Below are 25,935 nucleotides of genomic sequence, written 5' to 3'. Positions count from 1 at the left end.
TCTGACAGGTTTATGAAAGCAATTTCGCGCTATTTTCGCCACGAACTGTTGCCGCTGTTGGCGGATCTCAAATTGGCGATCGCCCTACTGATCGTTATCGCGATCGCCTCTGCCACCGGCACCTTTATCGAACAGGGTGAAACCCTAGCGTATTACCAAAACTTTTACCCCGAAGTGCCTGCGAAATTTGGCTTTCTGACCTGGAAAGTGCTGCTGGGCTTGGGGCTCAATCGGGTTTATAGCTCCGCCTGGTTTCTGGCCCTTTTAATTCTGTTTGGGTCGAGTCTGGCAGCCTGCACCTTCACGCGCCAGTGGCCCATGCTCAAAGTAGCCCGCCGCTGGAGCTACTACACCCGTCCGCAATCCTTCCGCAAATTAGCCCTCAGCGCCACTCTGACCCGTCCAAAGCTGGATGCGCTCGAAACCCAACTGCAGCAGCAGCGCTATCTCACCTTTCGCGATGGAGACAAGCTCTACGCCCGCAAAGGCATCATCGGCAAAATTGGTCCGATTGTCGTTCACGCCAGTATGTTGCTGATTCTGGCAGGGGCCATCTGGGGGTCTCTGACTGGCTTTAAAACCCAGCTAATCGTTCCGAGCGGCAGCACAGCCGGAATTCAACGGACGATCGAGAGGGGGGCGTTGGCCCAACAGGCGCTGCCCGATTGGCAAATCCACGTCAATCGCTTTTGGATTGACTACGCCGAGGATGGCCGCATCAAGCAGTTTTATTCCGATCTATCCATTCTGGATGGGGGCGAAGAGGCGCAGCGCAAAACGATTTTTGTCAACCAGCCGCTCAAATACAAGGGGGTAACTCTGTATCAAGCGGATTGGACGGTGGACTCGGCGATCGTGCGGATTAATCACAGTCCTTCCCTAAGATTGCCGCTAACTCCGCTGCGCCAACCGGGGGACAACAAGCTGTGGGGCACGTTTATTCCCACTAAGCCCGACCTGTCGGAAGGGCTGACGATGCTGGTGCCAGATTTTCAGGGCACGGTGTTGATTTATGGCAAAGACGGCAATCTCGTCGGGCCGATGCGAGCGGGTTCCAGCTTTGACGTGGCGGGACAAACGATCTACCTAGATGACTTGATTGGGGCCACAGGCTTGCAAATTAAGTCCGATCCCGGCATTCCCATTGTTTATACCGGATTTGGTCTGTTGATGGTGGCGGTCTTGATGAGCTATGTCAGTCACAGCCAGATTTGGGCATTGCAAACGGAGTCAGAACTTTACATCGGAGGCAAAACCAATCGTGCCTTAGTGACTTTCGAGCGAGAGTTTTGTCGCATCCTCGATCGCCTCTCCATCGATCCACCTGTTACGGTGGAAAACAATGTGGGTGTGGAGCCCGCCGCGATCGCCCAGGAGTAAACACAGTGCCCGTCCCTTCCCAGCCCCTCGTCAGTCTGCAACAGGTTGCTCGGTACGACCTAGATCTGCTGCGCCACGCTCTGGTCGAACTGTTGGCCCCCTGGGGAGGTATGACCGGCTTGCTGCAATCGGCCACAAACGTCCAATCTCCCTGCGTATTGCTCAAACCCAATTTGCTCACTGGGGCTCGCCCCCAGAATGAATGCACCACTCGTCCCGAACTCGTTCGGGTGGTCGCCGAAGCGGTACGCGAGGCGGGGGGCAAGCCCTTCATTGGCGATAGTCCGGCCTTTGGCAGCGCTTATGGCGTCGCCTCTCAAAACGGCCTCGTTCCCATTTGCGAAGCCCTCGATGTCCCGATTGTGGAATTTCGCGGCCAGCGGTTCAACACCCCCGAGGGCAGCACCTTCGAACATTTGCGTCTGAGCCGAGAAGCGTTAGGGGCAGATGTGGTTATCAACTTGCCCAAAGTCAAGTCTCACATGCAGTTGACGGTTACGTTGGGGGTTAAGAACCTGTTTGGCTGCGTTCCTGGCAAGATGAAGGCTTGGTGGCACATGGAGGCAGGCAAAGACCAACTGCGGTTTGGCAAGATGCTAGTGGAAACGGCATTGGCGATCGCCCCCCAACTGACGATTGCGGACGGCATTATCGGTCACGAAGGCAACGGCCCCAGCGGTGGCACCCCCCGTCCTTTAGGGGTATTGGCCGCTTCTGCCAACGTGTTTGCCCTCGATCGCCTGTTAATGGAAATTCTGGCTGTCGATCCCCAAACGGTACCCATCTACATCGCCGGACGAGCATTGGGGTCAATGCCCGAGATGGGCGAGATCGAGATTGTGGGTGCAAATTGGCAGGAGTTGCGCTGTGAAGATTGGCAGTTGCCCGATCGGATAGTGCCGATCGATTTTGGTGCGCCGCGAGTCTTGAGATCGACCCTCAAACACTTGTTGACCCTCTGGTCTGAAGCGCGCACCCTGCCGAGTCGTCGCGCCTGAGCATTGACCGGGATCTCGGCCCAAAATACAACCTGCGTCAGCTTCTCCCCCTCAAACGGGCAAGCTATTTCCTCGATCTGAAATTCGCGAGTTGACTGGCAGCACTATGGCCTATCCCCCGATGCCAATCTCTGAGGCGATGGATGCAACGGAGCTGGCAGTTGCCCGTCAATTTTACGAAAATGCCCTCTGCTGGCTGGGTCGCCCGCAAGAGGTCTATCGCCTTTTGAGCGAAGCTGTCATCCCGCCGGTATCCAGTTGGGTGCGGGGCAGTACGGGGCACCATTCGTTTAATTCTTGGCAAGTGGCCCAAATTCGGTCTTTTCTCTATCCTGTGGTGGCATTCGAAGACAACCTCACCGAAGTGCTGGCTTGCGAAGCGCTATTGCTGTGCGGCGATGGCAGCTATTACAACCCCTGCGATATCGCGATCGCCGTTGTCGTGCAGCAACCGCAAGAATCGTTTAGCCAATTGCTCTATCGCCTGCGGCAAACCGAAGCGATCGTCTTGCGAGGCCCCCGCGCCATGATGACCACCGAACATGTCAGCCTCGCACGCGAGGGCAAAGACTATATCAACACCAAATATCTCGTCTGGCCCTATAGCCTACGTCCTGCCGAGCTCAAAACCATCGCCAAGCAAGGCTTCTCGCTGGTGGGACTCTCGCCCAGCAATACCGCACTCCCCTTTCTACAACCCACTTAAGCGGGACTCGTACAGAATCCAAGCTAAACGGGTATTATCGAGCACACTAGAGCCTAGGGTGCTGACACGCTGGGGAACTCCATTTGGCTCTTCTCCTTCATTACACTAGAGAATCTACATAATAGAGATTTGTACAATAGAGGCTTATCCAATTGGTTTGACTGGAGGCTCCGGTTCGGCGACGAACCAGCATTATGGAACAGTCTGCAACCCTAACCACCATGATGGTCGCCGTATTGGTGGCCGGGATTGGAGCCCAAGTCTTGGCGAATATCGTCAAGCTGCCCAGCATTGTGTTTCTGCTGTTGTTCGGCGTGTTGTTGGGGCCGGACGGTTGGGGCATTATACGCCCGCAGCTTTTGGGGACCGGCATTGAAGTGATTGTGGCCCTATCGGTGGCCCTGATTTTGTTCGAAGGGGGGCTCAATCTCAATCTCAAAACCTTGGGGCGCGTTTCGGGGAGTTTGTGGCGGCTGGTGAGTTTGGGGGCCACGATCACCCTATTGGGAGGGGCGATCGCCTCCCACTATTTGGGAGAATTTCCCTGGAGAATTGCCTTTATTTACAGCTCGCTCGTGGTGGTTACGGGGCCAACGGTCATTAACCCCATTCTCAAGCGGGTGCGGGTGAGCGAGTCTCTCAGTTCCCTGTTAGAGGGGGAAGGGGTGCTGATCGATCCGATTGGGGCCATCTTGGCACTAGCGGTCTTAAATCTGGCGGTGGCTGGAGATCCCAATTCAAAGCAACTGGTGTTTGCCGTAGAGCAATTGGCGGGATCTTTGGCCCTCGGGGGGGCGATCGGAGCCGTGGGGGGCTGGATCGTGGGACAGTTGCTCAAAAAATTTCAAAACTTTTTTAGCGAAGAACTGACCAACTCCGTCGTGCTCGCCAGTGCCCTGGGCATTTACGCCCTGTCCCAGTCTTTGCTGGCCGAATCGGGATTGATGGCTGCTGTTACAGCGGGGATCGCGTTGCGGCAGGTGGCCGAAATTAAAGAGCGACAGGTGCGCCGCTTTCAGGGGCAGTTGGTTTTGCTGGCGGTGTCGGTCTTATTCATTTTGCTGACCGCCAATCTCTCCCTCAAGTCATTCACTGTGTTGGGCTGGGGGGCCGCGGGCACGGTTGCCACCTTAATGCTGTTGGTGAGACCGCTGAGTATTTTGCTGTGTACCTTGGGGGGAGAGCTCACCTGGCGGGAAAAAGTCTTTGCCGCTTGGATGGCCCCTCGCGGCATTGTGGCCGCCTCGGTGTCTTCGCTGTTTGCCTTAGTGTTGGCCGAACGCCAAATTGCCGGGGGAGAGGCGGTCAAAGCATTGGTGTTTTTGACGATCGCTTCTACAGTCGTCCTGCAGGGGTTGAGTGCGGGGCTAGTCGCTCAACTGCTGGACCTCAAAGAGGGAGGCACAACGGTGGTGGTGAGCAACAATGCCATTGGCTTGCGGGTGGCTGAGTTATTGCGCGAGGGAGACCAACCGGTGGCGGCGATCGCCCACCAGCAGACACGCGTCAACACTCCACCCCAGCGGGGAGAGTGGGAGAATTACAAGGGAAAGCCCGGACTGACAGTCATTTATGGAAATGCCCTCGACGCATCGGTGCTGGCTCGGGCGGGCTTGGAGCGGGCCGACCAGTTGGTGGCGATCTCGCTGAATGGCGATGTCAACCAAGCCATTGCAGAGTTAGCCGCCAAAACCTACGATATTTCGCGCGTGTTAGCGGCGCTTCCTCCCGGACAGAACAGTTCGGCAGCCGTTGAAGATATTGCTGGCGGCAGTGCTGCGATCGAGCGCTGGAACACCTACGTGCATCGGGAAAAGATTCATCTCAAGCCGCTACAATTACCTGCTCTCAGCCGCGATCGACCGCCGCAATGGGCTGCGCAGTTGGTCAGCGGTTCCGCACAAGAGCGCTCTCGCACGTCAGCTATAGAAGGCGAGTTCGACAAGCCTTCGCAATTGCCAACCATCAGCAACGACAACCTCGCTCAGTTGCTGGCAAAGTTGGTGGAGTTTGCCAGCAGTGATTTTCTCTTGCCCATTGCTCTGCGCCGCAAAGAAGCCTACATCCTATTTCCCCACTCCCAAGACTGGCGACCTGGGGACGAGCTGTTTTGCTTGGAGCGGGAAGCCAGCGCGATCGCAATTCAATATAAGCCGATCGCCCCCCTAGCCCAACCCGCCCGGGAGTCCAGTTCTTCGCGTTCCGCCCCAGCGGATGGGATGCCCTTACAACCGCAACCGGAGGCATAGCAGCGATCGACATCCAGGGGGGCAGCCACAGATTGAATCAACTGCGGACAGTGGAATGCCGGAACGCTAGAATAACCGTCAGTTCCTTCATCAGTCGCAGCCGTGCTTCTCGTCATCGATAACTACGACAGCTTTACCTACAACATCGTGCAATACCTGGGCGAGTTGGGGGCCGAGGTCCAGGTTCGTCGCAACGATGAGATTGATTTAGCCGCTATTCGGGCCTTTGAGCCCGCCGGTATAGCGATCTCTCCCGGCCCGGGGCGTCCTGACGATGCCGGTATTTCCCTGGAGGTGATTCGCACAATGGCCGCCGAACTCCCCATTCTAGGGGTGTGTCTCGGGCATCAATCCATCGGTCAAGCCTTCGGGGGCAAGGTGGTACGCGCCCCCGAACTCATGCACGGCAAAACATCCCCCATCTATCACAACAATTGCGGCCTGTTCTCGGGGCTGCCCAATCCCTTCACCGCCACCCGCTACCACAGTCTGATGGTCGATCGCGACAGTTGCCCGCAAGTGCTCGAAGTGACCGCTTGGACTGAAGACGGCATTATTATGGGCCTGCGTCACCGCGACTATCCCCATTTGCAAGGGGTGCAATTCCATCCCGAAAGTATTTTGACGGAGGTGGGCAAATCGCTACTGCAGAACTTTATCGAGACCTGCCATCGTTCGGAACGGGGGAGTATCCGAGTCTCGCTAAAATAGGGCTAAAGCTCGCCTCTCCTCCATGACCTCCACTCGTCCTCTCACAGAGCATACGGATCGCTCCGGCTTTCCTCGGCAGCTGTTGCCGACGATGTACGACTTGCCCAGCGAAGCCCTAGAGGAGTCCGGCTTGCCCGACGAATTTCACCTGCTGCAGCCCCAATTATTGAGCGAGACATTCATTCCGGTTAGCTACGATCGCGATCGCATTTTTACCGGCTCGGACCTCAACCTTTACTACGATCTCGATCGTCCTCAATGGTATAAACGACCCGATTGGTTTGGGGTGGTGGGGGTGCCTCGGCTCTATGACGAGAGCGATTTGCGCTTGAGTTATGTGATTTGGCAAGAGGGTGTCAGTCCGTTTGTGGTGGTGGAATTGCTATCCCCTGGCACGGAGCGGGAGGATTTAGGCAAAACCCAGCCACAGCAGGATCGTCCGCCGACGAAATGGCAAGTCTACGAACAAGTGTTGCAAGTGCCTTACTACATCGCGTTCGATCGCTATACGGACCAGTTGAGGGCGTTTCGGCGATCGGGAGAGCAGTTCCGGGAAGTTGCCCTGTCGGAAGCGAGATTCTGGCTGGACGAGCTCGGGATTGGGTTGGGATTGTGGTCGGGAACGTATCGGCAGGTCAATCGCCTTTGGCTGCGGTGGTATGACGCCGACGGCAACTGGATTCTCAGCGATCTGGAGCGGGCGCAGCGGCGGGCGGAGCGTTTGGCCGCAAAATTGAGAGAAATGGGGGTCGATCCCGACGAGATTTAGGGGACTTGCTGGCTTGCGATCGCCACAATAGTTCGAGCAATTCTTGCCTGCCCGATAGAGTTTTTGCCCGTCTTCAGAGCTTTTGTTATGACCAGCCCGATCCGGTACTTGATGTGCCCGCCCGACCACTACGCCATCGACTACGCTATCAACCCTTGGATGGAGGGGAACCTCCATCGCTCGTCGCGGGAGAGGGCTGCTCGGCAGTGGCAGCAGTTGTATGAAAGGCTGCGGGAATGCGCTGAAGTCGATCTCATCGACCCCGAACCGGGTTGGCCCGATATGGTCTTCACGGCCAATGCCGGACTGATTCTCGAGCAGACAGTAGTGCTCAGTCGCTTCTATCATGCCGAGCGACAGGGGGAAGAACCCTATTTCAAAGCCTGGTTCGAGCGGCGGGGGTATACCGTTTGCGAGCTTCCGGCAGAGATTGCGTTTGAAGGGGCGGGCGATGCTCTGCTCGATCGCGCCGGACGTTGGTTGTGGGCGGGCTATGGCTTTCGCACGATGTTGGAAGCTCACCCGTTGCTGGCCAAGTGGCTGGGGATCGAGGTGCTGTCGTTACATTTGGTCGATCGCCGCTTTTATCATCTCGATACCTGTTTTTGCCCCCTGTCCGACGGCTATCTCCTCTACTACCCCGATGCATTCGATGCCTATTCCAATCGCACGATCGAGCTGCGGGTTCCAGCAGACAAACGCATTGCGATCGCCGAATCGGATGCCGTTAACTTTGCCTGCAATGGGGTGGAGATTGACGGCACTCTGCTCGTCAATCGAGTCAGTCCCGAGTTGCGAGTCATCCTAGAGGAGCGAGGCTTTACTGTCCTCGAAATCGATCTGGCAGAATTTCTCAAAGCGGGTGGAGCTGCGAAATGTTTGACCCTGCGGCTGACCGAAAGCTTGGCTCCAGACGCGACCGAGCGGGTGGCCGTTTGCAGTCGCGCGATCGCTCTAGAAGGACACCTGATCGACAACAACTTGCTCAACGACGCACTCGACACCATTGTGGAGGGCGGGGGCAGTTTTCAGATTGGACAGTTTCAGCTCGGGAAGCAGCGGCAGAGTACCTCGTCTGTCCAGTTGCAGGTTTGTGCTGCCAGTGCGGTGGAACTGGAGGATATCCTCAGTCAGTTAATTGCGAAGGGTGCTCGCGTGGCGGCAGCAACCAGGCGGGACGCCTGCTTGGAAACCGTGCTTGTGGCAGGGGTGGCACCGGAGGATTTTTACGTCACCTCCATTTATCCGACAGAGGTGCTGGCGGAGGGGCAGTGGCTGACGGTGGATAACCAGCGGATGGACGGCACGATCGCGATCGGGCGCGACCCAGAGGGAAATCTGCAGGCTGACTGCCGCTTGATTCGCGATCTGCAGCTGGGCGATCGCGTCGTCTGCGGTCTGGAGGGCATTCGCACAGTGCAACAGCCCATCCCGAAGCGATCGCAGCAGGAGTTTACATTTATGGGCTCCAGTGTCTCCAGCGAGCGGCGGGTGGAGTTGGTGGTGGAGCAAGTGGCCTGGGAACTGCGTCGAGTGCGCGATCGGGGTGGCAAGACCGTTGTGGTCCCCGGTCCCGTGGTGGTCCATACGGGGGCAGGCCCCCACCTGGCCTCGCTGATCCGCGCTGGCTACGTGCAGGGGCTGCTGGGAGGCAACGCGATCGCCGTTCACGATTTAGAGCAGAATTTGTACGGTACGTCGCTGGGGGTAGACCTGCAGCGCGGTAATGCCGTTAAAGGGGGGCACCGCCACCACCTCAAAACGATTAATTTAATTCGCAAGCATGGCAGCATTGCGGCAGCAGTAGAGGCTGAAGAGGTTACTGCGGGCATCTTCTACGAGTGCGTGCATCAGGGGGTGCCGTTTGCCCTAGCGGGCTCTATTCGAGATGACGGTCCTTTGCCCGATACGCAGATGGATCTGATTGAGGCCCAAAAGGATTATGCCGAGCTGGTGCGGGGGGCCGATACGATTTTGATGCTATCCACCATGCTGCACTCCATTGGGGTAGGCAATATGACTCCGGCGGGTGTGAAGCTGATTTGCGTCGATATCAACCCAGCAGTGGTGACCAAGTTGGCCGATCGCGGCTCGCTAGAATCCATCGGGATTGTCACGGATGTGGGTCTGTTCCTCAGCTTGCTGGTGCAACAATTGCATCGTATGGAGCAGCCTGTGCTGCAAGGCTAAGCGGTACTCTGTTTAACGACCCATTAGAGGTGCTGACCTAGTTGGACTGCAGGTTTCTCCAAGCAACTTGAGGGGAGCTAACCTGCAAAATGCTTACCTCCTAGAGGCCAACCTCCGGAACGCTTACTTGGGGGATGCCTACAATCTTTGAGGGACGCTTACCGAGAACGTCGGCTACCGCAACACGAGCCTTATATTTCACGACATGTTCGATCGCCGACTTGAAGACTTAGCCGCTGGCAAAATAGACGGCTACGAAGATGAGGCTTTTGCTCTAGGTGCTGGTCTCTACCGTTCTCGTGGGGCTGGCTCGATCGGCAGGGCGAGCATTTTCAAGGTCACTGGTAATGGGCTTGCAGCCTTATGGAGCGAGTACACACCTGAAAATGGACTGAGCTATTTTCTACCGTTCTAAAGTTTCAGCAAGCGATCGCCTTCAACTCGAAAAGCGCGATCGCCCCCACGAGTCAATCCTTGCTCTGCAAGTAGTCCACCGCCTGTTTGAGTTGGGCTGTCGATTCTGCCAGTGAGTCGATCTGCCTCTGCGATCGCTCTTGCGCCTCCCGCAATTGGCCGATCTGTCTGCCCTGTTGGTCGATTTGCCTCTGCGATCGCTCTTGCACTTCCCGCAATTGGCCGATCGCTTCGAGATTGTTGGTGCTCGTCTGGAGATTGAGGGAGGCGATTCTTTCCAGTCTGTCCAGCTCTTCTCCGATCTCGGGGTCCATGTCGGGCCTACTCAGTTTTTTCGAGCTTAGCTGATGGGGGCTTCCCGGTCAGTGGGCTGGGCGATCGCTACTACTGGAAGGCTCAGAGAATTTACTCGCCACCGCGAAAGAAGACCCATCCGACCATTGCCAGCAAAATAAGTCCTAAGAATGCCGTCTCCCATCCGCTCATGTAACTTGGCTCTAGTTCGGAGAATGCAGGCCACTCGTCAGGCGTCACGGCTTGTCAATGTAATTCGTTGCCTACAGACTACCTAGCCCACCGAGAGCGTCATGCATCAGTCAGGGGCGATCGCACCTGAAGTAGGTATGGGCGATTGTCCTTTATTTTATAGGACCGTTTCTTGCTCTCACCCCTCGATGGCAGCCTTAAATGATGGTTCTCGTATAAACTTTGCTGAGATTTAGAGAGTGATACTTTTCTCGCCTGAGATGGAGGGGGTTTGAGCAGGCGGGAGACCCCTTCGCTCTATCAGGAAAGATGCACGACTCCAGCCCCCACCATTGTCTTGACTCGTTCAGATACCTCTGCCCGATGACAGCGGTTCCAATCCTTTTCAGCACACATCAGCAAAATGTTTCGACGCTCAGCTAGCTTCGAGACATCCACTAGTGCAGCCTCAGCTAACGCCCTATCAGGTGGCTCCCAAGTACTGTTGCCCGAGTCGTTTCCTAAGTCTTTCTTTGACAGATACTCGATTCCCAGAGAGTCACAGAAGGAGGCAAGCTTCTTGGCACCCCAGATCGCGCTCCAACCGCGAGGATTCTTCCTCACATCCACCAATGTAGAGATCTCATTTTCAAGAAGGGCCGATCGGAGATCGTCGTAGTTGCTACGGTTTCCGTAGCCAAAAGTATAAATTGTTGCTTTTATCATTCGAAAACTAGCTCAAAAGATTTAATTTTAGCTGTCGAGGCTTTCTTTGAGGAGGATAAATTATGCCAATGATAACAAAGTTCTGAGGATATTTTCGTATATTCCCCATAAGAAAGTACAGATCTTTAGGAAGAAATTCTTCCATCAACTTGATTCTTACTTTCTCTAGTGCCTCTTCTTCCCTTCCTTGTTCTGAAGGCTTTCCGGACTTCCTCTTCATGCTTCTGTATAGCTGGGCAATCTCCCAATCGATAATCGAGCATTTGTGAAGTCCACCTTCATCCGTAAATCTGTAGAAAAACTTATAAGGAATTTTTTCTAAATTGGAAAAGGGATTTTCATCTCTAAATAAATCTCCTTGATCGAGTATTGCCTGCTTAGCGGAAGGCCAATCTCTATCGGTCTCTTCGTACAGGTATCCGGTAATGGTGGGCTTGATGGCTCCAAGAGATTTGCTTTGTGCTTTGATGTCATCGATCGACCTGAAAATCAGGGGCTCGAAATATTGTCGGCGCTCTTCCCAGCCATTACTAGTGTCGATACGACGAACAATCTCAATGGAGTCATCTTTGATTCGATAGCTCTCAGCCCGATTATCGTTTGGATTCTTCTCAATAGCAGCACTGATTATCGACCACTTAGCGTATCGCTGGTTGCTGTCGAGTTCCCTAAATCTAATGGGATAAATCCGAATCCACTGTAAAGGCCACTCGGCGTCATCAAGCAGAATTCCAGCGGTACAGACGGTCTCAAAGTACTTCGTGCTTATTTCAGGATAAGTCTTGGTAACTATGAGAATCTTGCGTGTCTCATAAGTCATTATAGATTTATGTAAATGCGGCTCATCGGTTCTGGCTATGCTGTCCGTCGCCCTGAAGAGCCCAAAAGCCCTTCTAGGTAAGGCTTTCATGAGATCTTGACCATAAAGAGGTATGTTTTACCGTCTAATCCATTGCTAGCAAGGCTTTGAGCAGCTTTGGCATGGAACTAGCATACTGGGTCCGGTAGAGCCGTAAATGCTAAGTAGTGACAACTATAGAGAAATACATACAAAGAAGCCTTGCAGTAAAGATTAAACCATTGCGCACTGCGACACAAGGGCGATCGCTTTTTCTTAAAACCACCTCTTAGCTCGCGACGAGCGTACCCCCCAATCTGTCAAGTTTTAGACTCACTATCATAGAGATAGAGAAAGCGACCTCCAGTCCTTTGCGATGAGGTCGATTGTGGTGCCATCTTCTTCCCCGACAAATTCTTGGCTCGAACAGAGCAGAGCGTTTGCGCATCTGTTTCGGTTGCCCGTAGCAATTCTTGCCGCTTTAGCGGGCTGCACGACTGTCTATGCCCTCAATTCCGCTATGGCACTCGATCGCTATCTACTCGCCGGGATCGTCCTAGCATGCATGTACTCAGCCGCCTGTGCGATTAACGATTATTGGGATTTAGACAAAGATCGCATCAATCATGCCGACAGACCTCTTCCCTCCGGTCGTCTCTCGCTGGCACAAGCCCGCAGAGCGGCGATCGCTTTGTTTACTACAGCGGCGATCGCCGCCCTTCATCTCGGCCTCTATCCATTCCTATTGGTCGCAATGGTCATCCCCTTGTTGTGGCATTATTCGCAGATCCTTGCCTACAGTGGCATCCTCGGCAATGCGATCGTGGCCGCCGTGATTGCTGCACTGATTCTATTCGGAGGATTGGTGGCTCATCGACCGTTTGCGATGGTGTATTCCACTGGCTTTTTGTTTGTCTATCAATGGGCAAAGGAAATTATTTGGGACGTACACGATGCGAAAGGCGATCGCGATCGCGGCGTGACGACGATTGCGAACCGGTGGGGAGATAGAACGGCATTTGGAATTGCCTGGGGGGCAATCGCTACCCTGATGGCTTCCATCCCCAGCGCCTTATTCCTGCTGCCAATGGCTCGCCCCCTTTGGTTTGCCGTCTTTGCTGGGGCAATGCTGCTGAGTTTGGCGATCGCTCTGATTCGCTATCAACTGCACCGCAGTGCGATCGCCTACGACAGTTTTATTATTTGGGAACGGTTGGGCATGTTGTTCGGCATTATTGGTTTGTTAGGTACTGCACCACCCTCGTAAAGTACCGCGCTGTACTGTAAGGTCAGCGTTGGGAAAACATCACATATGCAGTGGATTGGGTATCTAGAAAGTAGCTTGGCTGAAGTTGTAGGGCTCCTCAAGTTTGTTCTGGAGGCGATTTCGGTCCTGTGCGTTTTTCTCGCCTTGGCAACCACCCTGCGATTGGCGCTCCTACAATCCTTTCGCCTTCAAGACTACCGTTTTGTGCTCTTGCGGTTGCGCTTCGGCTCCTGGCTGGCTCTAGCACTGGAATTTCAGTTGGGAGCCGACATCCTGACCAGCACGATTGCTCCGTCGTTTGAGGCGCTAGGTAAACTGGGGGCGATCGCTTTGATCCGGACTTTTCTCAACTACTTCCTCAACAAAGAGCTGGAAGCCGAAGCCGAATCCACACGAAAAACGGGCTTGCAAGAAACAAAAGGTTAAAGGGAGTGTATCGGAGTATTGTGTTGCCTCACCCTCCCCCCGCGATCGCCCTAGCCGGAGCTTTGCTGCTCGATTTCCTGCTAGCCGATCCCTGGAGTTGGTACCATCCCGTGCAGGCAATGGGGGCGGCGATCGCGCTTGGCAAACGGCTGATTTTGCAAATTTGCCCCCAGCCTCGGCAGCAACAATGGGGCGGTGCAGTCCTGACGGGACTGTTGCTCCTCGGGAGTTATGCCTTTGCCGCCACTTCTATCTGGCTCGCCACCCGCTGGCACCCTTGGGCTGGTGTCGTCACTCATGTCGTCCTACTGGCCAGTTGTCTGGGAGCCAAAAGCTTGCGTCTCGCAGCCCTCTCCCTCTTACCCCCACTCCAGCAACAGGATTTGCCGACTGCCCGCCACCTACTCAGCCGTTACGTCGGTCGCGACACCGAAGCTTTGGACGAAGCCGAAATTTGTCGGGCAGCGATCGAAACTGTGGCCGAAAACACCCCCGACGGAGCGACTGCCCCCTTGTTTTACGCGGCGATCGGTGGAGCACCCCTAGCATTTGCCTACAAAGCCCTCAGCACCCTCGACTCGATGGTGGGCTATCGGCGAGAACCCTATACCCACTTGGGCCGAGTTCCCGCCCGCCTGGAAGATGCCGCCACTTGGCTGCCCTGCCGATTGACTGCGATCGCGCTGGCCCTCTGGAGCAGGGAACCGTGGCAGTATTTGCGCCGCTGCGCCAGCGATGCTTGCCAAGATCCGAGTCCCAATTCGGGTTGGAGCGAAGCGGCATTTGCTTGGCTGTTGGGGGTGCAATTGGGGGGCGAAAATCTGTACGGAGGCGTTAAAGTGCTCAAACCGCGCTTGGGGAAACCCAATTGCAGCCCGACTCCAACGGCGGTGCAAGAGAGTGTGACCTGGTTGCGCAAAGTGATGCTCTGTTGGCTGGGGGGCATTAGTCTGTTGTACGCGATCGCCTGCGCAGCTCGACGAGGGATAGAAGGGTTCAGTTAGGCTATCACTACGGTCTCTACACAAGCAGTTCTGGACAGTTCGATGAGTTTGAAAAGCCACCGGAATTCGCATTGGCAACGCTCGCTCTGGCAAGTGCTGCTAGCTCTAGGGATTTCTCTTGCCCTTCTGGCTCGGTTTGCGGTTTCATCCGCTCAGTCTCTACCGTCGTTCGGTTTACCCATTGACTGCGACCTCGGGCAAGACTGCTTTATCTTGCAATACGTCGATCGCGATTCCGGTCCCGGTGCGGTCGATTTTGGCTGCGGACGGATGACCTATGACGGCCACAAGGGCACTGATTTTGCCATTCCCGATGCGGCGGCGATGGCCGCAGGGGTGCCAGTGGTGGCGTCGTCAGCGGGAACTGTCTTGCGGGTGCGGGACGGGGTTCTCGATCGCCGCGTCGTCTCAGACGAGCAACGAGCTGCCGTATCCGATAGGGAGTGCGGCAACGGCATTGTTGTCGATCTCGGAGACGGTTGGGAAACCCAATACTGTCACCTACGACAGGGGAGTGTTGCAGTACAACCGGGGGATAGAGTCGAGCGCGGCCAATTGTTGGGGTTGGTGGGCATGTCGGGATTGGCTTCATTTCCCCACGTTCACCTGACGGTGCGTCGCGAAGGTCGCGTCATTGACCCCTTTGTTGGAGTTGAGGGGAGCGAGGGTTGCGGGGGCGATCGCCAGTCTCTGTGGAATGTATCGCTGGCCTATCAGCCGACGGGTTTAGTCAGAGCGGGGTTTGCACCCCAACCGCCAGAGTTGGGGCAATTGTGGGCGGGGGAGTTTGCGGGCGATCGCCTCCCGTCAGACAGTGCCGCCCTCGTGTTTTGGGTACAGGCTTATGGCGTATTGGATGGGGACGAGGAGCGCATTCAGCTCATTGCTCCCGATGGCAGCATCGCTGCTGAAAAGCAAGGGGAGCTTCGGAACCAGCGGATTTGGCTGAGTTTTGCGGGCAAGCGATTGAGGAGGGAAGGTCGCGAAGGCGATCGCTGGTTGGGTCAATATCAACTCGTCCGCCAGGGGGAGGTTCTGTTGGATGTAGAACGGGCGATCGTGTTGGAATGAGCTGTTCGGGCAGAGCTCGGAAACGCTGCGCGATTACAGAATGCGGAAGATTAGCGAGTTCAGGATGCTGAGAGCCAAGGCTCCCAAGATCGCGCTTGCAATGCCATTTTTGAGACGAAACCCTTCGACTAACTTGGCGGCAAGGCCAAAGATGAACGCATTGATGAGGAAGAAGACCAAACCCAAGGTCAAAAAATTGAACGGCAAAGCAAGAAAGCGCAAAATGCCTCCCAAGATCGCATTCAGAATGCCAAAGACGGCTGCTGAAATCATCGCTTTCTCGAAGCTGACGATCTCCACACCAATGAAGGGCACTTTGGAAATGATAAACAGGCTGACACTTGTGACCAGCCAAACAACGAGAATTCCAAGCATGAGGTCGATAACCACCAGAGTCTATCTGTCAGAAGTGTGACAGGTGATGCGACTGACAATCAATAGCCAGATCGTCACTCTCAAACATCCCGGCCATTTTCGCTGGCAGCAGCGATCGGGCAAAAAATTCTCTGTCTCGCCCCCCAACAGAACTCGGGGCGCTGTGCAGCCTCAGTCTGCCAGGGTCAGAATCTCAACCCCATCCTCGGTCACCACAAGCGTGTGCTCGAACTGAGCAGACAGCTTGCGATCGACCGTAACTGCCGTCCACTTGTCAGGCAATACCCGCGTCGCGGCCTTGCCCTCATTGATCATCGGCTCGATCGTGAATGTCATGCCCGGACGAAACTTAGGCCCGGTGCCGCGCTTGCCGTAATGGGGAATCTGCGGTTCGGTGTGAAACACCTTATTGACGCCGTGGCCGACAAACTCCCGCACCACCGAAAACCCTTGCCCCTCGGCATACTCCTGAATAGCAGCGCCAATATCCCCAACCCGCTTGCCAGGAGCGACTTCTGCAATGCCCCGTCGCAAACATTCCTCAGTCACCTCCACTAGATGCTTGGCCTTGGCAGAAGGAGTGCCCACAAAAAAGGTCTTCGAGGTATCCCCGTGGAAGCCATCCAGAATCGGGGTGACATCGACATTGATAATGTCCCCCTCGCGCAAAATCTGCTTGGCATTGGGAATGCCGTGGCAGACGACATCGTTAACACTGGTGCAAATGGATTTGGGAAAACCTTGATAGCCCAGCGGCGCACTAATGGCATCGCGCTCTCGAGTCCAGCGTTCCGCTTCGTCATTCAGTTCTAAAGTGCTGATACCCGGCTGGATCAGGGGTTCTAAATAATCCAGCAGTTGAGCCGCTAGCCGCCCTGCCCGCCGCATCTTCTCGATTTCCCGTTTGGACAGCAACACAATTCGGCGGTTGGGTTGCGAGACGGTATCCAGCCCCGATTGCACTGTGGAAGAGATACCGCGAGAGATACCCCGCGATCGCGAGGCTAGCTTTTTACCGAGATTAGAAAGAGTCATTGTGAGTTCTGAAAATCGAGAAGGAACGCGGCGTGCGAGCAGGGCGATCGTGCTTCACACGAACCTTATTGTAGTGTAGCCTCCTCCTGTCAAACCCCTCGGACCAAGGGTCGATCGCCTCCCGATACTTGTCGAGCGGGCGTTCTCTCAAGCGTGCAAGCCTGTTTGTTGTGGGTTATAAATAGCCGAGGTGAGGGCGATCGCGATCGCATTCGCAAGGCGATTACTGAGGCGAGCGTTGGCGAAAAGCCTATTAAGGCGATTTTGGATGCTTACAACCCTGTGGGCTCGACGGCCCATGTCAACTTCAACACGTCGAAAGGCGATCGTTGGCAGACGGATGCTCGTCGCTGCCACATCAACTGGGTAATTTGCGATGGTAATTGGGAGGCTGAGTTTTGCCGAGTGGCAGAGGCTCAACCTCGGGTGCGGGCTTATGTCAAAAACCACAATCTGGGGTTAGAGGTGCCCTATCTCTATGGCTCTACCCCGAGGAAGTACAAACCCGATTTTATTGTGCAGGTGGATGATGGGCGTGACGATCCGCTGAATCTGATTGTGGAAATTAAAGGGTATCGCGGTGAAGACGCGAAGGATAAAGCCAGCACGATGCGGAACTACTGGATTCCGGGGGTGAATAACTTGGGGAGTTATGGGCGTTGGGCGTTTGCTGAGTTTCGGGCGGTGTTTGAGATTCAGTCGGAGTTTGACAAGGTGGTGGAGGCCGCGATCGCGCAACCGCAGTAGATATTTTTTGACACAGCCCAGCTTGTTAGCATTGACAGCAAGTTCCCACGATATCCCGCACTCACCCATAGCCTCATGAAATCACCATCAGGAATTAACCATGATTATTCGAGCTGTCATTGAATGGGATGAGGAGTCCACTGCTTACTCTGCAACTTGTCCAGAACTCAATTTTGTCTCTTCCTTTGGCGATACCAAAGATGAAGCGATCGCGAACCTCAAGGATGCGATTCAGTTAATGCTGGAGCCGATTCCTGACCAGTTTTTAGAGGGCAGCAAGCCCAAAGAAGTGGTGGAACTGGCGCTGTAGTGGAACTGTCATGTCTTCCAAAACTCCACGCCTGAACGCTAAACAGGTGATTGAGCAACTCAAAGCTGCTGGTTTTGTTGAGGTCTCCCAAACGGGCTCCCACCTCAAGCTATTCAATTCAGCAACCCGCCGTACCGCGATCGTCCCGATTCATAGCAAAAGAGTCATTCCTATGGGTACTTTGAAGGCGATTGAGAAACAAGCCGATATCCAGTTCTCTTAAACCTTACGTTTTTTCTCTTTGCCCCTTTCTCCCTTGATCTCTCACATCCCCAACGCTATGCCTCGCAAATCTGCCAACAAGCAACCGAAGAAAGTCGAAACCCTGAAGCACGAGGAGGCGACGCGGAAGCATATCCCGATGGCGGAGTATCGAGCGGTGATGGAGGAGGAGAAGAAAAGCACGATTCAGGTTGCGCATGATCGCCGCAAGCGGGCTCTCGCTCCCAGACAGACTGATCGGCTGACAATAACCCAGGAGATGAAATTATGTTAAGAGCTTACGAAGTCATGATTGAGAACGGTGAGATTAAATGGCTTAAAGAACAGCCAGCGGTGAAGTCGGCTAGGGCGATTGTTACCCTACTCGAAGACGAGGCTGATGATACTCAGGTGCTACCAGTCTCAGACAAAGAGCCAAAGCTAGAGGATTTAGGCGGAACTGAGCCACAAGCGGCTGTGATTCCTCGCCGTCGGTATGACATTTAGAGGGGCGCAATGATTTTGGCTGACACCTCGGTTTGGATTGATTATCTGCGGCAAGGGGAACCGCTCTTAGCAGAGCAACTGCGCCAGGGAACAATTGTGATGCATGAAATGGTGCTGGGCGAACTCGCGATCGGCTCCTTCAAAAATCGCCAGCTTTTGCTCAAGCGTTGGCAGGCTCTGCCGTCGATTCAACCTGCTACCAGTGACCAGGTTTTGGTCTTGCTCGATACGCATCAGCTCATGGGACGTGGTGTCGGCTGGATCGATCTGCATTTGCTAACTGCTGTTTCTCTGGTTGGCGATGCAGAACTTTGGACGCGAGATAAACGCCTCAAAACCATTGCCGAATCTCTCAGCCTGACCTCACCGTTACTCTAATGTTCTGCCGAGTTTCTAGCGACTAGAGCCAAAGGCTAACGACTGACCCTAACCCATAACCAATCCCCCATCATGTCTCCTCGCAAATCTGCCAACAAGCAACCGAAGAAGGTCGAAACCCTGAAGTACGATGAGGCGACGCGGAAGAATATCCCGACGGCGGAGTATCAGGCGGTGATGGCGGAGGAGGAGAAGAGTCCGATTCGGGTGGCGTATGAGCGCCGCAATCGGGATCTCGATCCGCAGTTGGTGTGGCGGGGCAAGGATGAGCAGGATTGGTCGGATTTGGTGGTGAGTGCGCCGCCGCTGTATATCCAGGAGAAGGTGCATCCGAAGGTGTTGATTGATGACTTGATGCAGCGGACGGAGTTGCGGCAGGATGAACAGCTCGATTTGTTTGCGGATTTTAATGGGTTGCCGCAGGAGGTGCAGGGGGCGGAGTTTTATCAGCACGATGCCCATTGGACGAACCGGATGATTTTGGGGGATAGCTTGCAGGTGATGGCGAGTTTGGCGGAGCGGGAGGGGCTGCGGGGGAAGGTGCAGTGTATTTATCTCGACCCGCCCTATAGGATTAAGTTCAATTCGAATTTTCAGTGGTCTACGACGAGTCGGGATGTGAAGGATGGCAAGACGGATCACATTACGCGGGAACCAGAGCAGGTGAAGGCGTTTCGAGATACTTGGCGGGATGGGATTCATTCGTATTTGACTTATTCTACGCGATCGGTTGACGGTGGCGAGGGATTTGTTGACGAATAGTGGCTCGATTTTCTTGCAAATTGGAGATGAGAACTTTGACAAAATAAAGTTACTTTTAGACGAAATTTTCGGCACTGAAAATTTTACATCAGTTGTTTTTTTGACTAAAACGAGTGGATTCGGCGATACTCGCACACTGGGCTCTGTAGGAGACTTTATCCTATGGTATGCAAAGAGAAAAGAAGTTGTTAAATACAGACAGTTATATTTAGAGAAAAATGAAAGTAGTGACCTTGCAAAAGACTATAAGTATTTCTTCAATTCTTTGAGCGGTCTTTCTGTCAAGAGGAATGATCTTGAGAAACATCCTGATAAAGAATTCATTCAATTAGCTACTTATTCTTCAACAACTAGTCAGGGGGAGACACTTTCAGGCTCATTTTCTGTTGATCATTTGGGAAAATGTTTTGACTGCCCAAGTGGACAGCATTGGAAAACAAACAAGACAGGCTTCAGCAATCTCCTCAAAGCAAGTCGTATCTATCAAAGAACTAATTCCTTAAGATATGCTCGGTTTCTTGATGACTACAAAATAGCTCCGATCAATAATCTCTGGTCTGACTTGCGTTGGGGATTTGATGCTTCTCTGAAGAGTTACGTGGTAGAAACTAATCCACAAATAGTTGCTCGCTGCCTTTTAATGGCTACAGACCCGGGCGATCTTGTATTAGATCCCACCTGCGGATCTGGCACCACTGCCTACGTCGCCGAACAATGGGGCCGCCGCTGGATCGCCATCGACACTTCCCGCGTCGCTCTAGCCCTAGCCCGTGCCCGCATCATGGGTGCCCGCTACCCCTACTACCTACTCAAAGACTCCAAATCAGGGCAGCAGAAAGAAGCCGAACTCACCCGCACTATTCCCTCAGAATCCCCCACCTACGGCAATATTCGCCAGGGCTTTGTCTACGATCGCGTCCCCCACATCACTTTAAAAGCCATTGCCAACAATGCCGAAATCGACGTGATTTGGGAACAGTATCAGCCCCAAGTCGAGGAGGCACTGACCAATCTCAACGCCGCTCTGGATGGGCACAGCAAACCCTACAAAGTCACCACCGGCAGCAGAAACGGCCAAAAAATTGACTTCACTGCCAGCGGCACCGTCAAGCTACCCTCCGGCGAAGACGCCCCCGCCAACGCCCTGCTCGAATGGGAAGTCCCCCGCGAACAGCCTACCGACTGGCCCGACAACACCCAGAAACCCCTAGCAGAATTCTGGAAAGCCCGCATCGCCCGCCAAAAAGAGATCGATGCCTCCATCGCCGCCAGCGCCGACCAAGAATTCCTCTACGACAAACCCTACCAAGACAAAACCATCGTCCGCGTCGCCGGCCCCTTCACCGTCGAAAGCCTCTCCCCCCATCGGGTATTGGCAGTAGATGAACATGATGAACTGGTAGACCAAGTGGATAGTGGCAAGTGTTTAGTGACTAGTCAAGATCCTTCACTAACCACTAGCGCAGCCACCGACTTCGCCAACGTTATCCTCGAAACCCTCAAAATTGCAGGAGTCCAACAAGCCCACAAAAGCGACAAAATCACCTTTACCACCCTCACCGGCTGGCCCGGCGACTACATCTGTGCCGAAGGTCGCTACCTCGAAGGCGATAGCGAAACCGAAAAACGGGCAGGCATCTTCATCGGTCCCGAATTTGGCACCGTCTCCCGTGCCGACCTCGTCGCCGCCACCCGCGAAGCCGGAGACGCAGGCTTCGATGTCCTAATCGCTTGCGCCTTCAGCTACGACGCCCACTCCGCCGAATTCACCAAGCTAGGCCGCATCCCCGTCCTCAAAGCCCGCATGAACGCAGACCTCCACATGGCCGACACCCTCAAAAACACCGGCAAAGGCAACCTCTTCGTCATCTTTGGCGAACCGGATATTGTAGTGGCTAGTGAGGAGTGGATAGTGGATAGTGCAGGGACGAGGGTAGCCCCCTATGAAATCTTTAAGCTCGTATCGGGAGTTGATCGTCTGGCAGAAATCAATGAACTTAGCCGTCAAGATTTATGCCGCTACGCGGAGTTTTCCTGCCGAAGAGAAATTTGGGATCACCTCACAGATACGGCGAGCCGCCACGTCAATTCCAGCCAATATCGCGGAGGGTCAGGCCAGGAAAACGACCGGGGAGTTTCTACAGTCGCTTGGCATTGCGCGGGGATCTCTGGCGGAACTGGAAACCTTCATAATTTTGTCCGCGAAGCTGGATTATCTCACCCTGACAAATTCCGAGAACTTACTCAACGCTTGTACCGAGATTGGCAAAATGCTGCGGGGACTCATGAAATCTCTCTCCACTCCCCACTAACCACTAGCCACTACACCCAAGTCACCATCCACGGCGTTGATGTCTTTCATCCGCAGTCTGGTGAGGTGCGGGCAAGCGATACCGATGCCATAGCGTGCTGGTTTATCGACACCGACTACAACGAAGAAAGCTTCTTCGTCCGCCACGCCTACTTCCTGGGTGCCAGCGACCCCTACAAATCCCTCAAAACCACCCTCAACGTCGAAATCGATCCCGAAGCTTGGGAGAGCTTGTACAGCGAAACCTCTCGCCCCTTCGACAAACCCAAATCCGGTCGCATCGCCGTCAAAGTCATCAACCACCTTGGCGACGAAGTGATGAAAGTCTTCAGCGTCAGTTAGCTTAAACGTAGGCAGAGCAAATCGACACCAGAGCAACCAGCCTTCAAACCCGCAGCCCCAAATACCCATGCAGCTAGGCAACATTGAACTACCCACCGAAACAGTCGATCGCTTCTGTCAAAAATGGCAGATTGCCGAGCTAGCTCTGTTCGGCTCCGTATTGAGAGACGACTTCCGTCCCGATAGCGATCTAGACATCCTCATCAGCTTTGCCCCCAACACCCCTTGGACTCTCCTCGACCTCATCACCATGCAACAGGAACTCGAACAGATCGCAGGCCGAAACGTCGATCTAATTGAAAAACACGTCATCGAAACCAGCGACAACTGGATCCGTCGCAACGAAATCTTAAGCACCGCTCGCGTCGTCTATTCCTAAGCCTATGAACCCGCGAGATAGCGCCTCATTACTCGACATCGCCAAAGCCGCTCGGCTCGCCCTTCAATTTATTCGGGGCACCACCGCAGCAAACTTTACCGCAGACATCAAAACTCAATCCGCCGTGCTCTACCAAATCGCCATCCTGGGAGAAGCCGTCAAACGCCTCTCCCCAGAATTTCGCCAACAAACCTCCGCAATTCCCTGGACGGCGATCGCAGGAATGCGAGATAAACTCATTCACGATTACGAAGGTGTTGATGTGCGCCGCGTATGGCTCACCCTTCAAACCAACATTCCTGAGTTGTTGCAGGCGATCGAGCCGTGGTTAATAACGTAGACTCAAGCGAATCAGGAGGCGATCTCATGCGCAAACAAACGATTCAATATACTTCTCCCATCGATGCTCTGGTCGCAGTCACCAAACGCCTCAGCACCTACGAAAACGAGCAAAAGCTCGACTCTGAAGACTTCTTCAACCGCTATCAGCAAGGGAAGCTTTCAGATGACCTCTTGTTCGTCGAATGGGCCAACGACTACCGCTACTATCTCGATATTCGCATCGAAAACGTGTCGGATGAATCCGAGCTTGAAGAGGTCTATGAACCTCATCCATGTTGAGACCTGGAGTTTTCAGGCATTGCACTCGGCCCCCTAAATCCCCCACCAGTGGGGGACTTGTGAGAGTCTGTTGGCTTCGCTCCACACCTTTAATGACCGTGATTCGCCGGTTCGTCTTCCCCGTCTCAAAACCCCAGCTAGCGCTGTCGTCAAGTCCCCCAGAATGGGGGATTTAGGGGGCTAATGCAGCGAGCGGCAGCGCTAGTAGGAAGAACTCAAAACTACGGGTTTCAAACTAGACTCGGTTTAGAGATAGATTGCTGGCAACCGGCATAGATCCCTGTTCGGAATTTTTAGACGATCTCGAACACTGATGGGACAGTATTGCAAAGAGCGACCCGATTTCAATCAAACTCCCCTAAAACTCGGACCTCGGGGTGCAGCATAATATCCCAGCGCTCGTAGACCTGCTCGCGGACCTGCTCAATCAAGCGATAAATATCTGTGGCCGTCGCGCGATCGCGATTGATAATGAAATTGGCATGTTTCTCAGACACCTGTGCCCCCCCCAGTTGATAGCCCTTCAACCCCGTTTGTTCGATCAGCCAGCCCGCTGTTTGGGGATAGGGATTGCGAAATACACTGCCGCAACTGGGCCAGTCATAAGGTTGGGTAGAATGTCGGATTTCCCAAAAGGCTTGGGTTTGGGCTCGCACTTGTTCTGGATCGCGATCGGGTTCCAGTTGAAATGTGGCTGCCGTGACAATCCAAGGGCGATGCTGCAAGAGCGAGTCACGATAGCGATAGTCCAACTCCTGCGGGTCTAAAGTGCGGGACTGCAGCGACTCGTCCAGAATGTCTACACTCACCAGCACATCCTTGGTTTCGCAGCCGTGCGCTCCTGCATTCATGACGGCCATGCCCCCGAGCGTTCCCGGCACCCCAACGGCCCATTCCAACCCACTCCAACCCCAGTCGGCCACAGTATGGGCCAGTTTGACCGCAGAAGCCCCAGCTTCCACCCACAGCTTGCCGTCCTCTAAAGCCTTGACTTGCTTGAGTTTGCGGGTGCTGAGGGTGAGCCCGGGCAAGCCGCGATCGCCGATCAACAGATTGCTGCCCAACCCCATAAAGCGGCATACTAAGTCCTGCGACTGCGCCCAAGCCAAACTGTCGTGGAGCTCTTGGGGCGATCGCGGCAAGCCCAACCATTCCGCTGCTCCGCCAACGCGAAATGTCGTGTAGGGGGCAAGGGAAATCTGAGCGGCGACACAAGGAGGGGGTAAATTGCGGGAGGACTGCGTCACGGGATCGCGGTTTGAGATTGCTCGGTCTGTTGTCGATAAGCGGACATGATGTCGGGAATGCTGCGATTGAGATTGCCAGCCCCTAAAAATAACACCAGATCGTTGTCTTGCAATAAGGGGACTAACCGATCGGACAGTTGGGCTAAATCGGGTTCGTAATAAACACTTCGGCCATTGGTGCTGCCAGTCTGGCTGGGCCGGGCGGCCTCAATGGCAGCCGCGAGGGTTTGGGCCGACTGGGTTTCGCGACCGGGCAGGGGTTGCTCGCCCGCTGCATAGATGGGCACGACAATCACTGTAGCGGCATGGGCAAACGAGTGGGCAAATTCGTCAAACAACGAAGCAACGCGGCTGTATCGATGGGGTTGAAACACTGCCACAATCCGCTGTTGCTGCGTGCTTGCTGCCGCCAGCGTTGCTTCAATTTCGGTTGGGTGATGGGCGTAGTCATCCACAAATTGAACGCTGTTGACCGTCCCTTTCAGTTCGAAGCGGCGACGGGCTCCTTCGCAGTTGGCGAGGGCCTCTGCGATCGCGTCAAACTCCAGCCCTAACTGCCGTCCGACGGCGATCGCCGCCAAAGCATTGCTAACGTTGTGGCGACCCAATAACCGCAGTTTTAGGGTTCCCAGCAGCTCGCCCCGCTCCCACACGCTGGCAACGGTGCCGCCAGCCACGACCTGCACGTCCCGAGCCCAATAGACTGCATCGGGACGATCTTCTAAGCTATAGCCCACATCGACGGGAATGGAGGCTGCCACTGTCGGACAATCCAGCGAGGCGATCGTCACTTGGCTGCCACTGACAAATTGCTGAAAGACTTCGATCACTTCGTCGAGGGTTTGAAAGCGATCGGGATGATCGAGTTCGATATTGGTAATGACGCCAATCGTCGGCTTCAGCTTGACTAGCGAGCCATCCGACTCGTCTGCCTCGGCCACAAAATATTCGCCTCGGCCGAGGCGGGCATTGCCACCCAGTAGCTCCACTTCGCCGCCGATCGCCGCTGTGGGGTCGAGACCGGCTTTGAGCATCATGCAGGCGATCAGACTGCTGGTGGTGGTTTTGCCGTGGGTGCCCGCAACGCCAATACTGGGGCGATCGTTGATTAATTGTGCCAAAATATCGGAGCGGTGACAGATGGGTAACTGGCGATCGATGGCAGCCGCCAACTCTGGGTTATTGGGCTTGATGGCGGTAGAATGCACCACCTGCGGTTGACCTCGAATATTTTCTGCCGCATGTCCCTGACAGAAATGCACCCCCATCTCGGCGAGGCGCTGGGTACAACTATTGTTAGATAAGTCGGATCCCGATACCCGATAGCCCTGCCCCGCAAGGATATAGGCGAGAGCGGACATACCAATCCCGCCAATACCAATAAAATGATAGGCAGCTGAATCAGCCACCGACCTTTCCGCCATCATCACCCTCCACCGTTGACCGCTCGCGCTGTTCGAGCTCAAACACCATCCTAGACGGCCATCATATCAAGATTCTGACAGC

General features: G+C 54.6%; 31 protein-coding genes and 1 pseudogene. 25 read left to right on the top strand and 7 right to left on the bottom strand.

What is annotated here, in order from left to right; genetic code table 11:
• Positions 1–12 precede the first annotated feature (12 nt).
• The 9 genes from SYN7336_RS08035 to SYN7336_RS31490 all read left to right on the top strand — a co-directional run bounded on the left by SYN7336_RS08035 (position 13) and on the right by SYN7336_RS31490 (position 9,418).
• The gene (locus SYN7336_RS08035) at positions 13–1,380 is read left to right on the top strand and encodes a cytochrome c biogenesis protein (protein ID WP_017325416.1); all 1,368 of its coding nucleotides are present in this window, start codon (positions 13–15) and stop codon (positions 1,378–1,380) included.
• A gap of 5 nt (positions 1,381–1,385) precedes the next feature.
• Entirely contained in the window at positions 1,386–2,378 is a 993-nt protein-coding gene (locus SYN7336_RS08030) for a DUF362 domain-containing protein (protein WP_017325415.1), read from the top strand.
• Positions 2,379–2,484: 106 nt separating this feature from the next.
• The gene (locus tag SYN7336_RS08025; RefSeq protein ID WP_017325414.1) at positions 2,485–3,084 is read left to right on the top strand and encodes a hypothetical protein; all 600 of its coding nucleotides are present in this window, start codon (positions 2,485–2,487) and stop codon (positions 3,082–3,084) included.
• Positions 3,085–3,278: 194 nt separating this feature from the next.
• Positions 3,279–5,333 (top strand): sodium:proton antiporter, encoded by a 2,055-nt coding sequence (locus SYN7336_RS24990; RefSeq protein ID WP_017325413.1) that lies wholly within the window; start codon positions 3,279–3,281, stop codon positions 5,331–5,333.
• Positions 5,334–5,435: 102 nt separating this feature from the next.
• Entirely contained in the window at positions 5,436–6,044 is a 609-nt protein-coding gene (locus SYN7336_RS08015; RefSeq protein WP_017325412.1) for an aminodeoxychorismate/anthranilate synthase component II, read from the top strand.
• Positions 6,045–6,066: 22 nt separating this feature from the next.
• Positions 6,067–6,813, top strand: coding sequence for a Uma2 family endonuclease (locus tag SYN7336_RS08010; protein ID WP_017325411.1), 747 nt, complete (start codon positions 6,067–6,069; stop codon positions 6,811–6,813).
• 87 nt (positions 6,814–6,900) lie between these two features.
• Positions 6,901–9,003, top strand: coding sequence for a TIGR00300 family protein (locus SYN7336_RS08005; RefSeq protein ID WP_038025812.1), 2,103 nt, complete (start codon positions 6,901–6,903; stop codon positions 9,001–9,003).
• Between the two features lie 67 nt (positions 9,004–9,070).
• Complete coding sequence (locus tag SYN7336_RS32945; RefSeq protein ID WP_227498663.1) at positions 9,071–9,154, top strand: pentapeptide repeat-containing protein; 84 nt, start codon at positions 9,071–9,073, stop codon at positions 9,152–9,154.
• Between the two features lie 54 nt (positions 9,155–9,208).
• Positions 9,209–9,418, top strand: coding sequence for a hypothetical protein (locus tag SYN7336_RS31490; RefSeq protein WP_017325409.1), 210 nt, complete (start codon positions 9,209–9,211; stop codon positions 9,416–9,418).
• 52 nt (positions 9,419–9,470) lie between these two features.
• Here the strand turns inward: SYN7336_RS31490 and SYN7336_RS07995 are convergent, their stop codons facing one another.
• The 3 genes from SYN7336_RS07995 to SYN7336_RS07985 form a co-directional block, all read right to left on the bottom strand.
• Positions 9,471–9,731 (bottom strand): hypothetical protein, encoded by a 261-nt coding sequence (locus SYN7336_RS07995; protein WP_017325408.1) that lies wholly within the window; start codon positions 9,729–9,731, stop codon positions 9,471–9,473.
• Positions 9,732–10,203: 472 nt separating this feature from the next.
• Complete coding sequence (locus SYN7336_RS07990; RefSeq protein WP_017325407.1) at positions 10,204–10,608, bottom strand: DUF488 domain-containing protein; 405 nt, start codon at positions 10,606–10,608, stop codon at positions 10,204–10,206.
• 7 nt (positions 10,609–10,615) lie between these two features.
• The gene (locus SYN7336_RS07985) at positions 10,616–11,518 is read right to left on the bottom strand and encodes a hypothetical protein (protein WP_017325406.1); all 903 of its coding nucleotides are present in this window, start codon (positions 11,516–11,518) and stop codon (positions 10,616–10,618) included.
• A gap of 319 nt (positions 11,519–11,837) precedes the next feature.
• On the opposite strand from SYN7336_RS07985, the gene SYN7336_RS07980 reads away from it, so the two are divergent.
• The 4 genes from SYN7336_RS07980 to SYN7336_RS07965 are packed head-to-tail and all read left to right on the top strand — an operon-like array spanning position 11,838 to position 15,214.
• Complete coding sequence (locus tag SYN7336_RS07980) at positions 11,838–12,713, top strand: geranylgeranylglycerol-phosphate geranylgeranyltransferase (RefSeq protein WP_202951150.1); 876 nt, start codon at positions 11,838–11,840, stop codon at positions 12,711–12,713.
• A 45-nt stretch (positions 12,714–12,758) separates the two neighbouring features.
• A complete protein-coding gene (locus SYN7336_RS07975) occupies positions 12,759–13,139 on the top strand; it encodes a DUF1622 domain-containing protein (RefSeq protein ID WP_017325404.1) in 381 nt (126 codons plus the stop codon).
• 20 nt (positions 13,140–13,159) lie between these two features.
• Positions 13,160–14,143, top strand: a complete 984-nt coding sequence (cbiB, locus tag SYN7336_RS07970; RefSeq protein ID WP_202951180.1) for an adenosylcobinamide-phosphate synthase CbiB — start codon at positions 13,160–13,162, stop codon at positions 14,141–14,143.
• Positions 14,144–14,185: 42 nt separating this feature from the next.
• Positions 14,186–15,214, top strand: coding sequence for a M23 family metallopeptidase (locus SYN7336_RS07965; protein ID WP_017325402.1), 1,029 nt, complete (start codon positions 14,186–14,188; stop codon positions 15,212–15,214).
• Between the two features lie 33 nt (positions 15,215–15,247).
• On the opposite strand, the gene SYN7336_RS07960 is transcribed toward SYN7336_RS07965, so the two are convergent.
• Together SYN7336_RS07960 and map are read right to left on the bottom strand one after the other, a co-directional pair.
• Positions 15,248–15,589, bottom strand: coding sequence for a phage holin family protein (locus SYN7336_RS07960; protein WP_017325401.1), 342 nt, complete (start codon positions 15,587–15,589; stop codon positions 15,248–15,250).
• Between the two features lie 171 nt (positions 15,590–15,760).
• Positions 15,761–16,552: a type I methionyl aminopeptidase gene (gene map, locus SYN7336_RS07955; RefSeq protein WP_017325400.1), complete on the bottom strand. Its 792-nt coding sequence runs from the start codon at positions 16,550–16,552 to the stop codon at positions 15,761–15,763.
• Between the two features lie 237 nt (positions 16,553–16,789).
• On the opposite strand from map, the gene SYN7336_RS07950 reads away from it, so the two are divergent.
• From SYN7336_RS07950 to tumA, 12 genes and pseudogenes are all read left to right on the top strand, one after another.
• A complete protein-coding gene (locus tag SYN7336_RS07950; RefSeq protein ID WP_202951149.1) occupies positions 16,790–17,371 on the top strand; it encodes a hypothetical protein in 582 nt (193 codons plus the stop codon).
• 100 nt (positions 17,372–17,471) lie between these two features.
• On the top strand, positions 17,472–17,681 hold the full coding sequence (locus SYN7336_RS07945; RefSeq protein ID WP_017325398.1) for a type II toxin-antitoxin system HicB family antitoxin: 210 nt from the start codon (positions 17,472–17,474) through the stop codon (positions 17,679–17,681).
• 10 nt (positions 17,682–17,691) lie between these two features.
• Entirely contained in the window at positions 17,692–17,904 is a 213-nt protein-coding gene (locus SYN7336_RS07940; RefSeq protein ID WP_017325397.1) for a type II toxin-antitoxin system HicA family toxin, read from the top strand.
• Between the two features lie 57 nt (positions 17,905–17,961).
• Positions 17,962–18,177 (top strand): hypothetical protein, encoded by a 216-nt coding sequence (locus SYN7336_RS07935; RefSeq protein ID WP_026100810.1) that lies wholly within the window; start codon positions 17,962–17,964, stop codon positions 18,175–18,177.
• Positions 18,171–18,389, top strand: coding sequence for a hypothetical protein (locus SYN7336_RS07930; RefSeq protein WP_017325396.1), 219 nt, complete (start codon positions 18,171–18,173; stop codon positions 18,387–18,389). Before SYN7336_RS07935 ends, SYN7336_RS07930 begins: the two co-directional genes overlap by 7 nt.
• A 9-nt stretch (positions 18,390–18,398) precedes the next feature.
• The gene (locus SYN7336_RS07925) at positions 18,399–18,767 is read left to right on the top strand and encodes a type II toxin-antitoxin system VapC family toxin (RefSeq protein WP_017325395.1); all 369 of its coding nucleotides are present in this window, start codon (positions 18,399–18,401) and stop codon (positions 18,765–18,767) included.
• Positions 18,768–18,839: 72 nt separating this feature from the next.
• Positions 18,840–19,529, top strand: a complete 690-nt coding sequence (locus SYN7336_RS30700; RefSeq protein ID WP_026100809.1) for a hypothetical protein — start codon at positions 18,840–18,842, stop codon at positions 19,527–19,529.
• Positions 19,504–20,232, top strand: a pseudogene (locus SYN7336_RS32200) (DNA methyltransferase); the annotation flags it as partial. The gene SYN7336_RS30700 and the pseudogene SYN7336_RS32200, both read left to right, overlap by 26 nt.
• 1,240 nt (positions 20,233–21,472) lie before the next feature.
• On the top strand, positions 21,473–21,841 hold the full coding sequence (locus tag SYN7336_RS28750; RefSeq protein WP_071590870.1) for a four helix bundle protein: 369 nt from the start codon (positions 21,473–21,475) through the stop codon (positions 21,839–21,841).
• Positions 21,842–22,249: 408 nt separating this feature from the next.
• Complete coding sequence (locus SYN7336_RS07910; protein WP_017325393.1) at positions 22,250–22,561, top strand: nucleotidyltransferase family protein; 312 nt, start codon at positions 22,250–22,252, stop codon at positions 22,559–22,561.
• 4 nt (positions 22,562–22,565) lie between these two features.
• Positions 22,566–22,901 carry a DUF86 domain-containing protein gene (locus tag SYN7336_RS07905; RefSeq protein ID WP_017325392.1) on the top strand — a complete coding sequence of 112 codons (336 nt, stop codon included), beginning with the start codon at positions 22,566–22,568 and terminating at the stop codon, positions 22,899–22,901.
• 26 nt (positions 22,902–22,927) lie between these two features.
• Entirely contained in the window at positions 22,928–23,182 is a 255-nt protein-coding gene (gene tumA / locus SYN7336_RS07900) for an antitoxin TumA (RefSeq protein WP_017325391.1), read from the top strand.
• A gap of 344 nt (positions 23,183–23,526) precedes the next feature.
• Here tumA and murB read toward each other — a convergent pair whose 3' ends face one another.
• Entirely contained in the window at positions 23,527–24,429 is a 903-nt protein-coding gene (gene murB / locus SYN7336_RS07895) for a UDP-N-acetylmuramate dehydrogenase (RefSeq protein WP_017325390.1), read from the bottom strand.
• Complete coding sequence (gene murC / locus SYN7336_RS07890) at positions 24,426–25,856, bottom strand: UDP-N-acetylmuramate--L-alanine ligase (RefSeq protein WP_017325389.1); 1,431 nt, start codon at positions 25,854–25,856, stop codon at positions 24,426–24,428. The genes murB and murC overlap by 4 nt, the downstream gene beginning before the upstream one ends.
• Positions 25,857–25,935 lie beyond the last annotated feature (79 nt).

It is taken from the genome of Synechococcus sp. PCC 7336 (assembly GCF_000332275.1).
Classification (GTDB): Bacteria; Cyanobacteriota; Cyanobacteriia; order Thermostichales; family PCC-7336; genus PCC-7336.
This window is presented reverse-complemented; position numbering and strand designations above follow the sequence as displayed.

Bases quoted from the DNA above. Each gene is read 5' to 3' on its own strand.
- SYN7336_RS08035 (WP_017325416.1), top strand. From the start codon at position 13: ATGAAAGCAATTTCGCGCTATTTTCGCCACGAACTGTTGCCGCTGTTG.
- SYN7336_RS08025 (WP_017325414.1), top strand. From the start codon at position 2,485: ATGGCCTATCCCCCGATGCCAATCTCTGAGGCGATGGATGCAACGGAG.
- SYN7336_RS24990 (WP_017325413.1), top strand. From the start codon at position 3,279: ATGGAACAGTCTGCAACCCTAACCACCATGATGGTCGCCGTATTGGTG.
- SYN7336_RS08010 (WP_017325411.1), top strand. From the start codon at position 6,067: ATGACCTCCACTCGTCCTCTCACAGAGCATACGGATCGCTCCGGCTTT.
- SYN7336_RS08005 (WP_038025812.1), top strand. From the start codon at position 6,901: ATGACCAGCCCGATCCGGTACTTGATGTGCCCGCCCGACCACTACGCC.
- SYN7336_RS31490 (WP_017325409.1), top strand. From the start codon at position 9,209: ATGTTCGATCGCCGACTTGAAGACTTAGCCGCTGGCAAAATAGACGGC.
- SYN7336_RS07995 (WP_017325408.1), bottom strand. From the start codon at position 9,731: ATGGACCCCGAGATCGGAGAAGAGCTGGACAGACTGGAAAGAATCGCC.
- SYN7336_RS07990 (WP_017325407.1), bottom strand. From the start codon at position 10,608: ATGATAAAAGCAACAATTTATACTTTTGGCTACGGAAACCGTAGCAAC.
- SYN7336_RS07985 (WP_017325406.1), bottom strand. From the start codon at position 11,518: ATGAAAGCCTTACCTAGAAGGGCTTTTGGGCTCTTCAGGGCGACGGAC.
- SYN7336_RS07975 (WP_017325404.1), top strand. From the start codon at position 12,759: ATGCAGTGGATTGGGTATCTAGAAAGTAGCTTGGCTGAAGTTGTAGGG.
- SYN7336_RS07965 (WP_017325402.1), top strand. From the start codon at position 14,186: ATGAGTTTGAAAAGCCACCGGAATTCGCATTGGCAACGCTCGCTCTGG.
- SYN7336_RS07960 (WP_017325401.1), bottom strand. From the start codon at position 15,589: ATGCTTGGAATTCTCGTTGTTTGGCTGGTCACAAGTGTCAGCCTGTTT.
- SYN7336_RS07945 (WP_017325398.1), top strand. From the start codon at position 17,472: ATGATTATTCGAGCTGTCATTGAATGGGATGAGGAGTCCACTGCTTAC.
- SYN7336_RS07940 (WP_017325397.1), top strand. From the start codon at position 17,692: ATGTCTTCCAAAACTCCACGCCTGAACGCTAAACAGGTGATTGAGCAA.
- SYN7336_RS07935 (WP_026100810.1), top strand. From the start codon at position 17,962: ATGCCTCGCAAATCTGCCAACAAGCAACCGAAGAAAGTCGAAACCCTG.
- SYN7336_RS07930 (WP_017325396.1), top strand. From the start codon at position 18,171: ATGTTAAGAGCTTACGAAGTCATGATTGAGAACGGTGAGATTAAATGG.
- SYN7336_RS07925 (WP_017325395.1), top strand. From the start codon at position 18,399: ATGATTTTGGCTGACACCTCGGTTTGGATTGATTATCTGCGGCAAGGG.
- SYN7336_RS30700 (WP_026100809.1), top strand. From the start codon at position 18,840: ATGTCTCCTCGCAAATCTGCCAACAAGCAACCGAAGAAGGTCGAAACC.
- SYN7336_RS28750 (WP_071590870.1), top strand. From the start codon at position 21,473: ATGAAATCTTTAAGCTCGTATCGGGAGTTGATCGTCTGGCAGAAATCA.
- SYN7336_RS07910 (WP_017325393.1), top strand. From the start codon at position 22,250: ATGCAGCTAGGCAACATTGAACTACCCACCGAAACAGTCGATCGCTTC.
- SYN7336_RS07905 (WP_017325392.1), top strand. From the start codon at position 22,566: ATGAACCCGCGAGATAGCGCCTCATTACTCGACATCGCCAAAGCCGCT.
- tumA (WP_017325391.1), top strand. From the start codon at position 22,928: ATGCGCAAACAAACGATTCAATATACTTCTCCCATCGATGCTCTGGTC.
- murC (WP_017325389.1), bottom strand. From the start codon at position 25,856: ATGATGGCGGAAAGGTCGGTGGCTGATTCAGCTGCCTATCATTTTATT.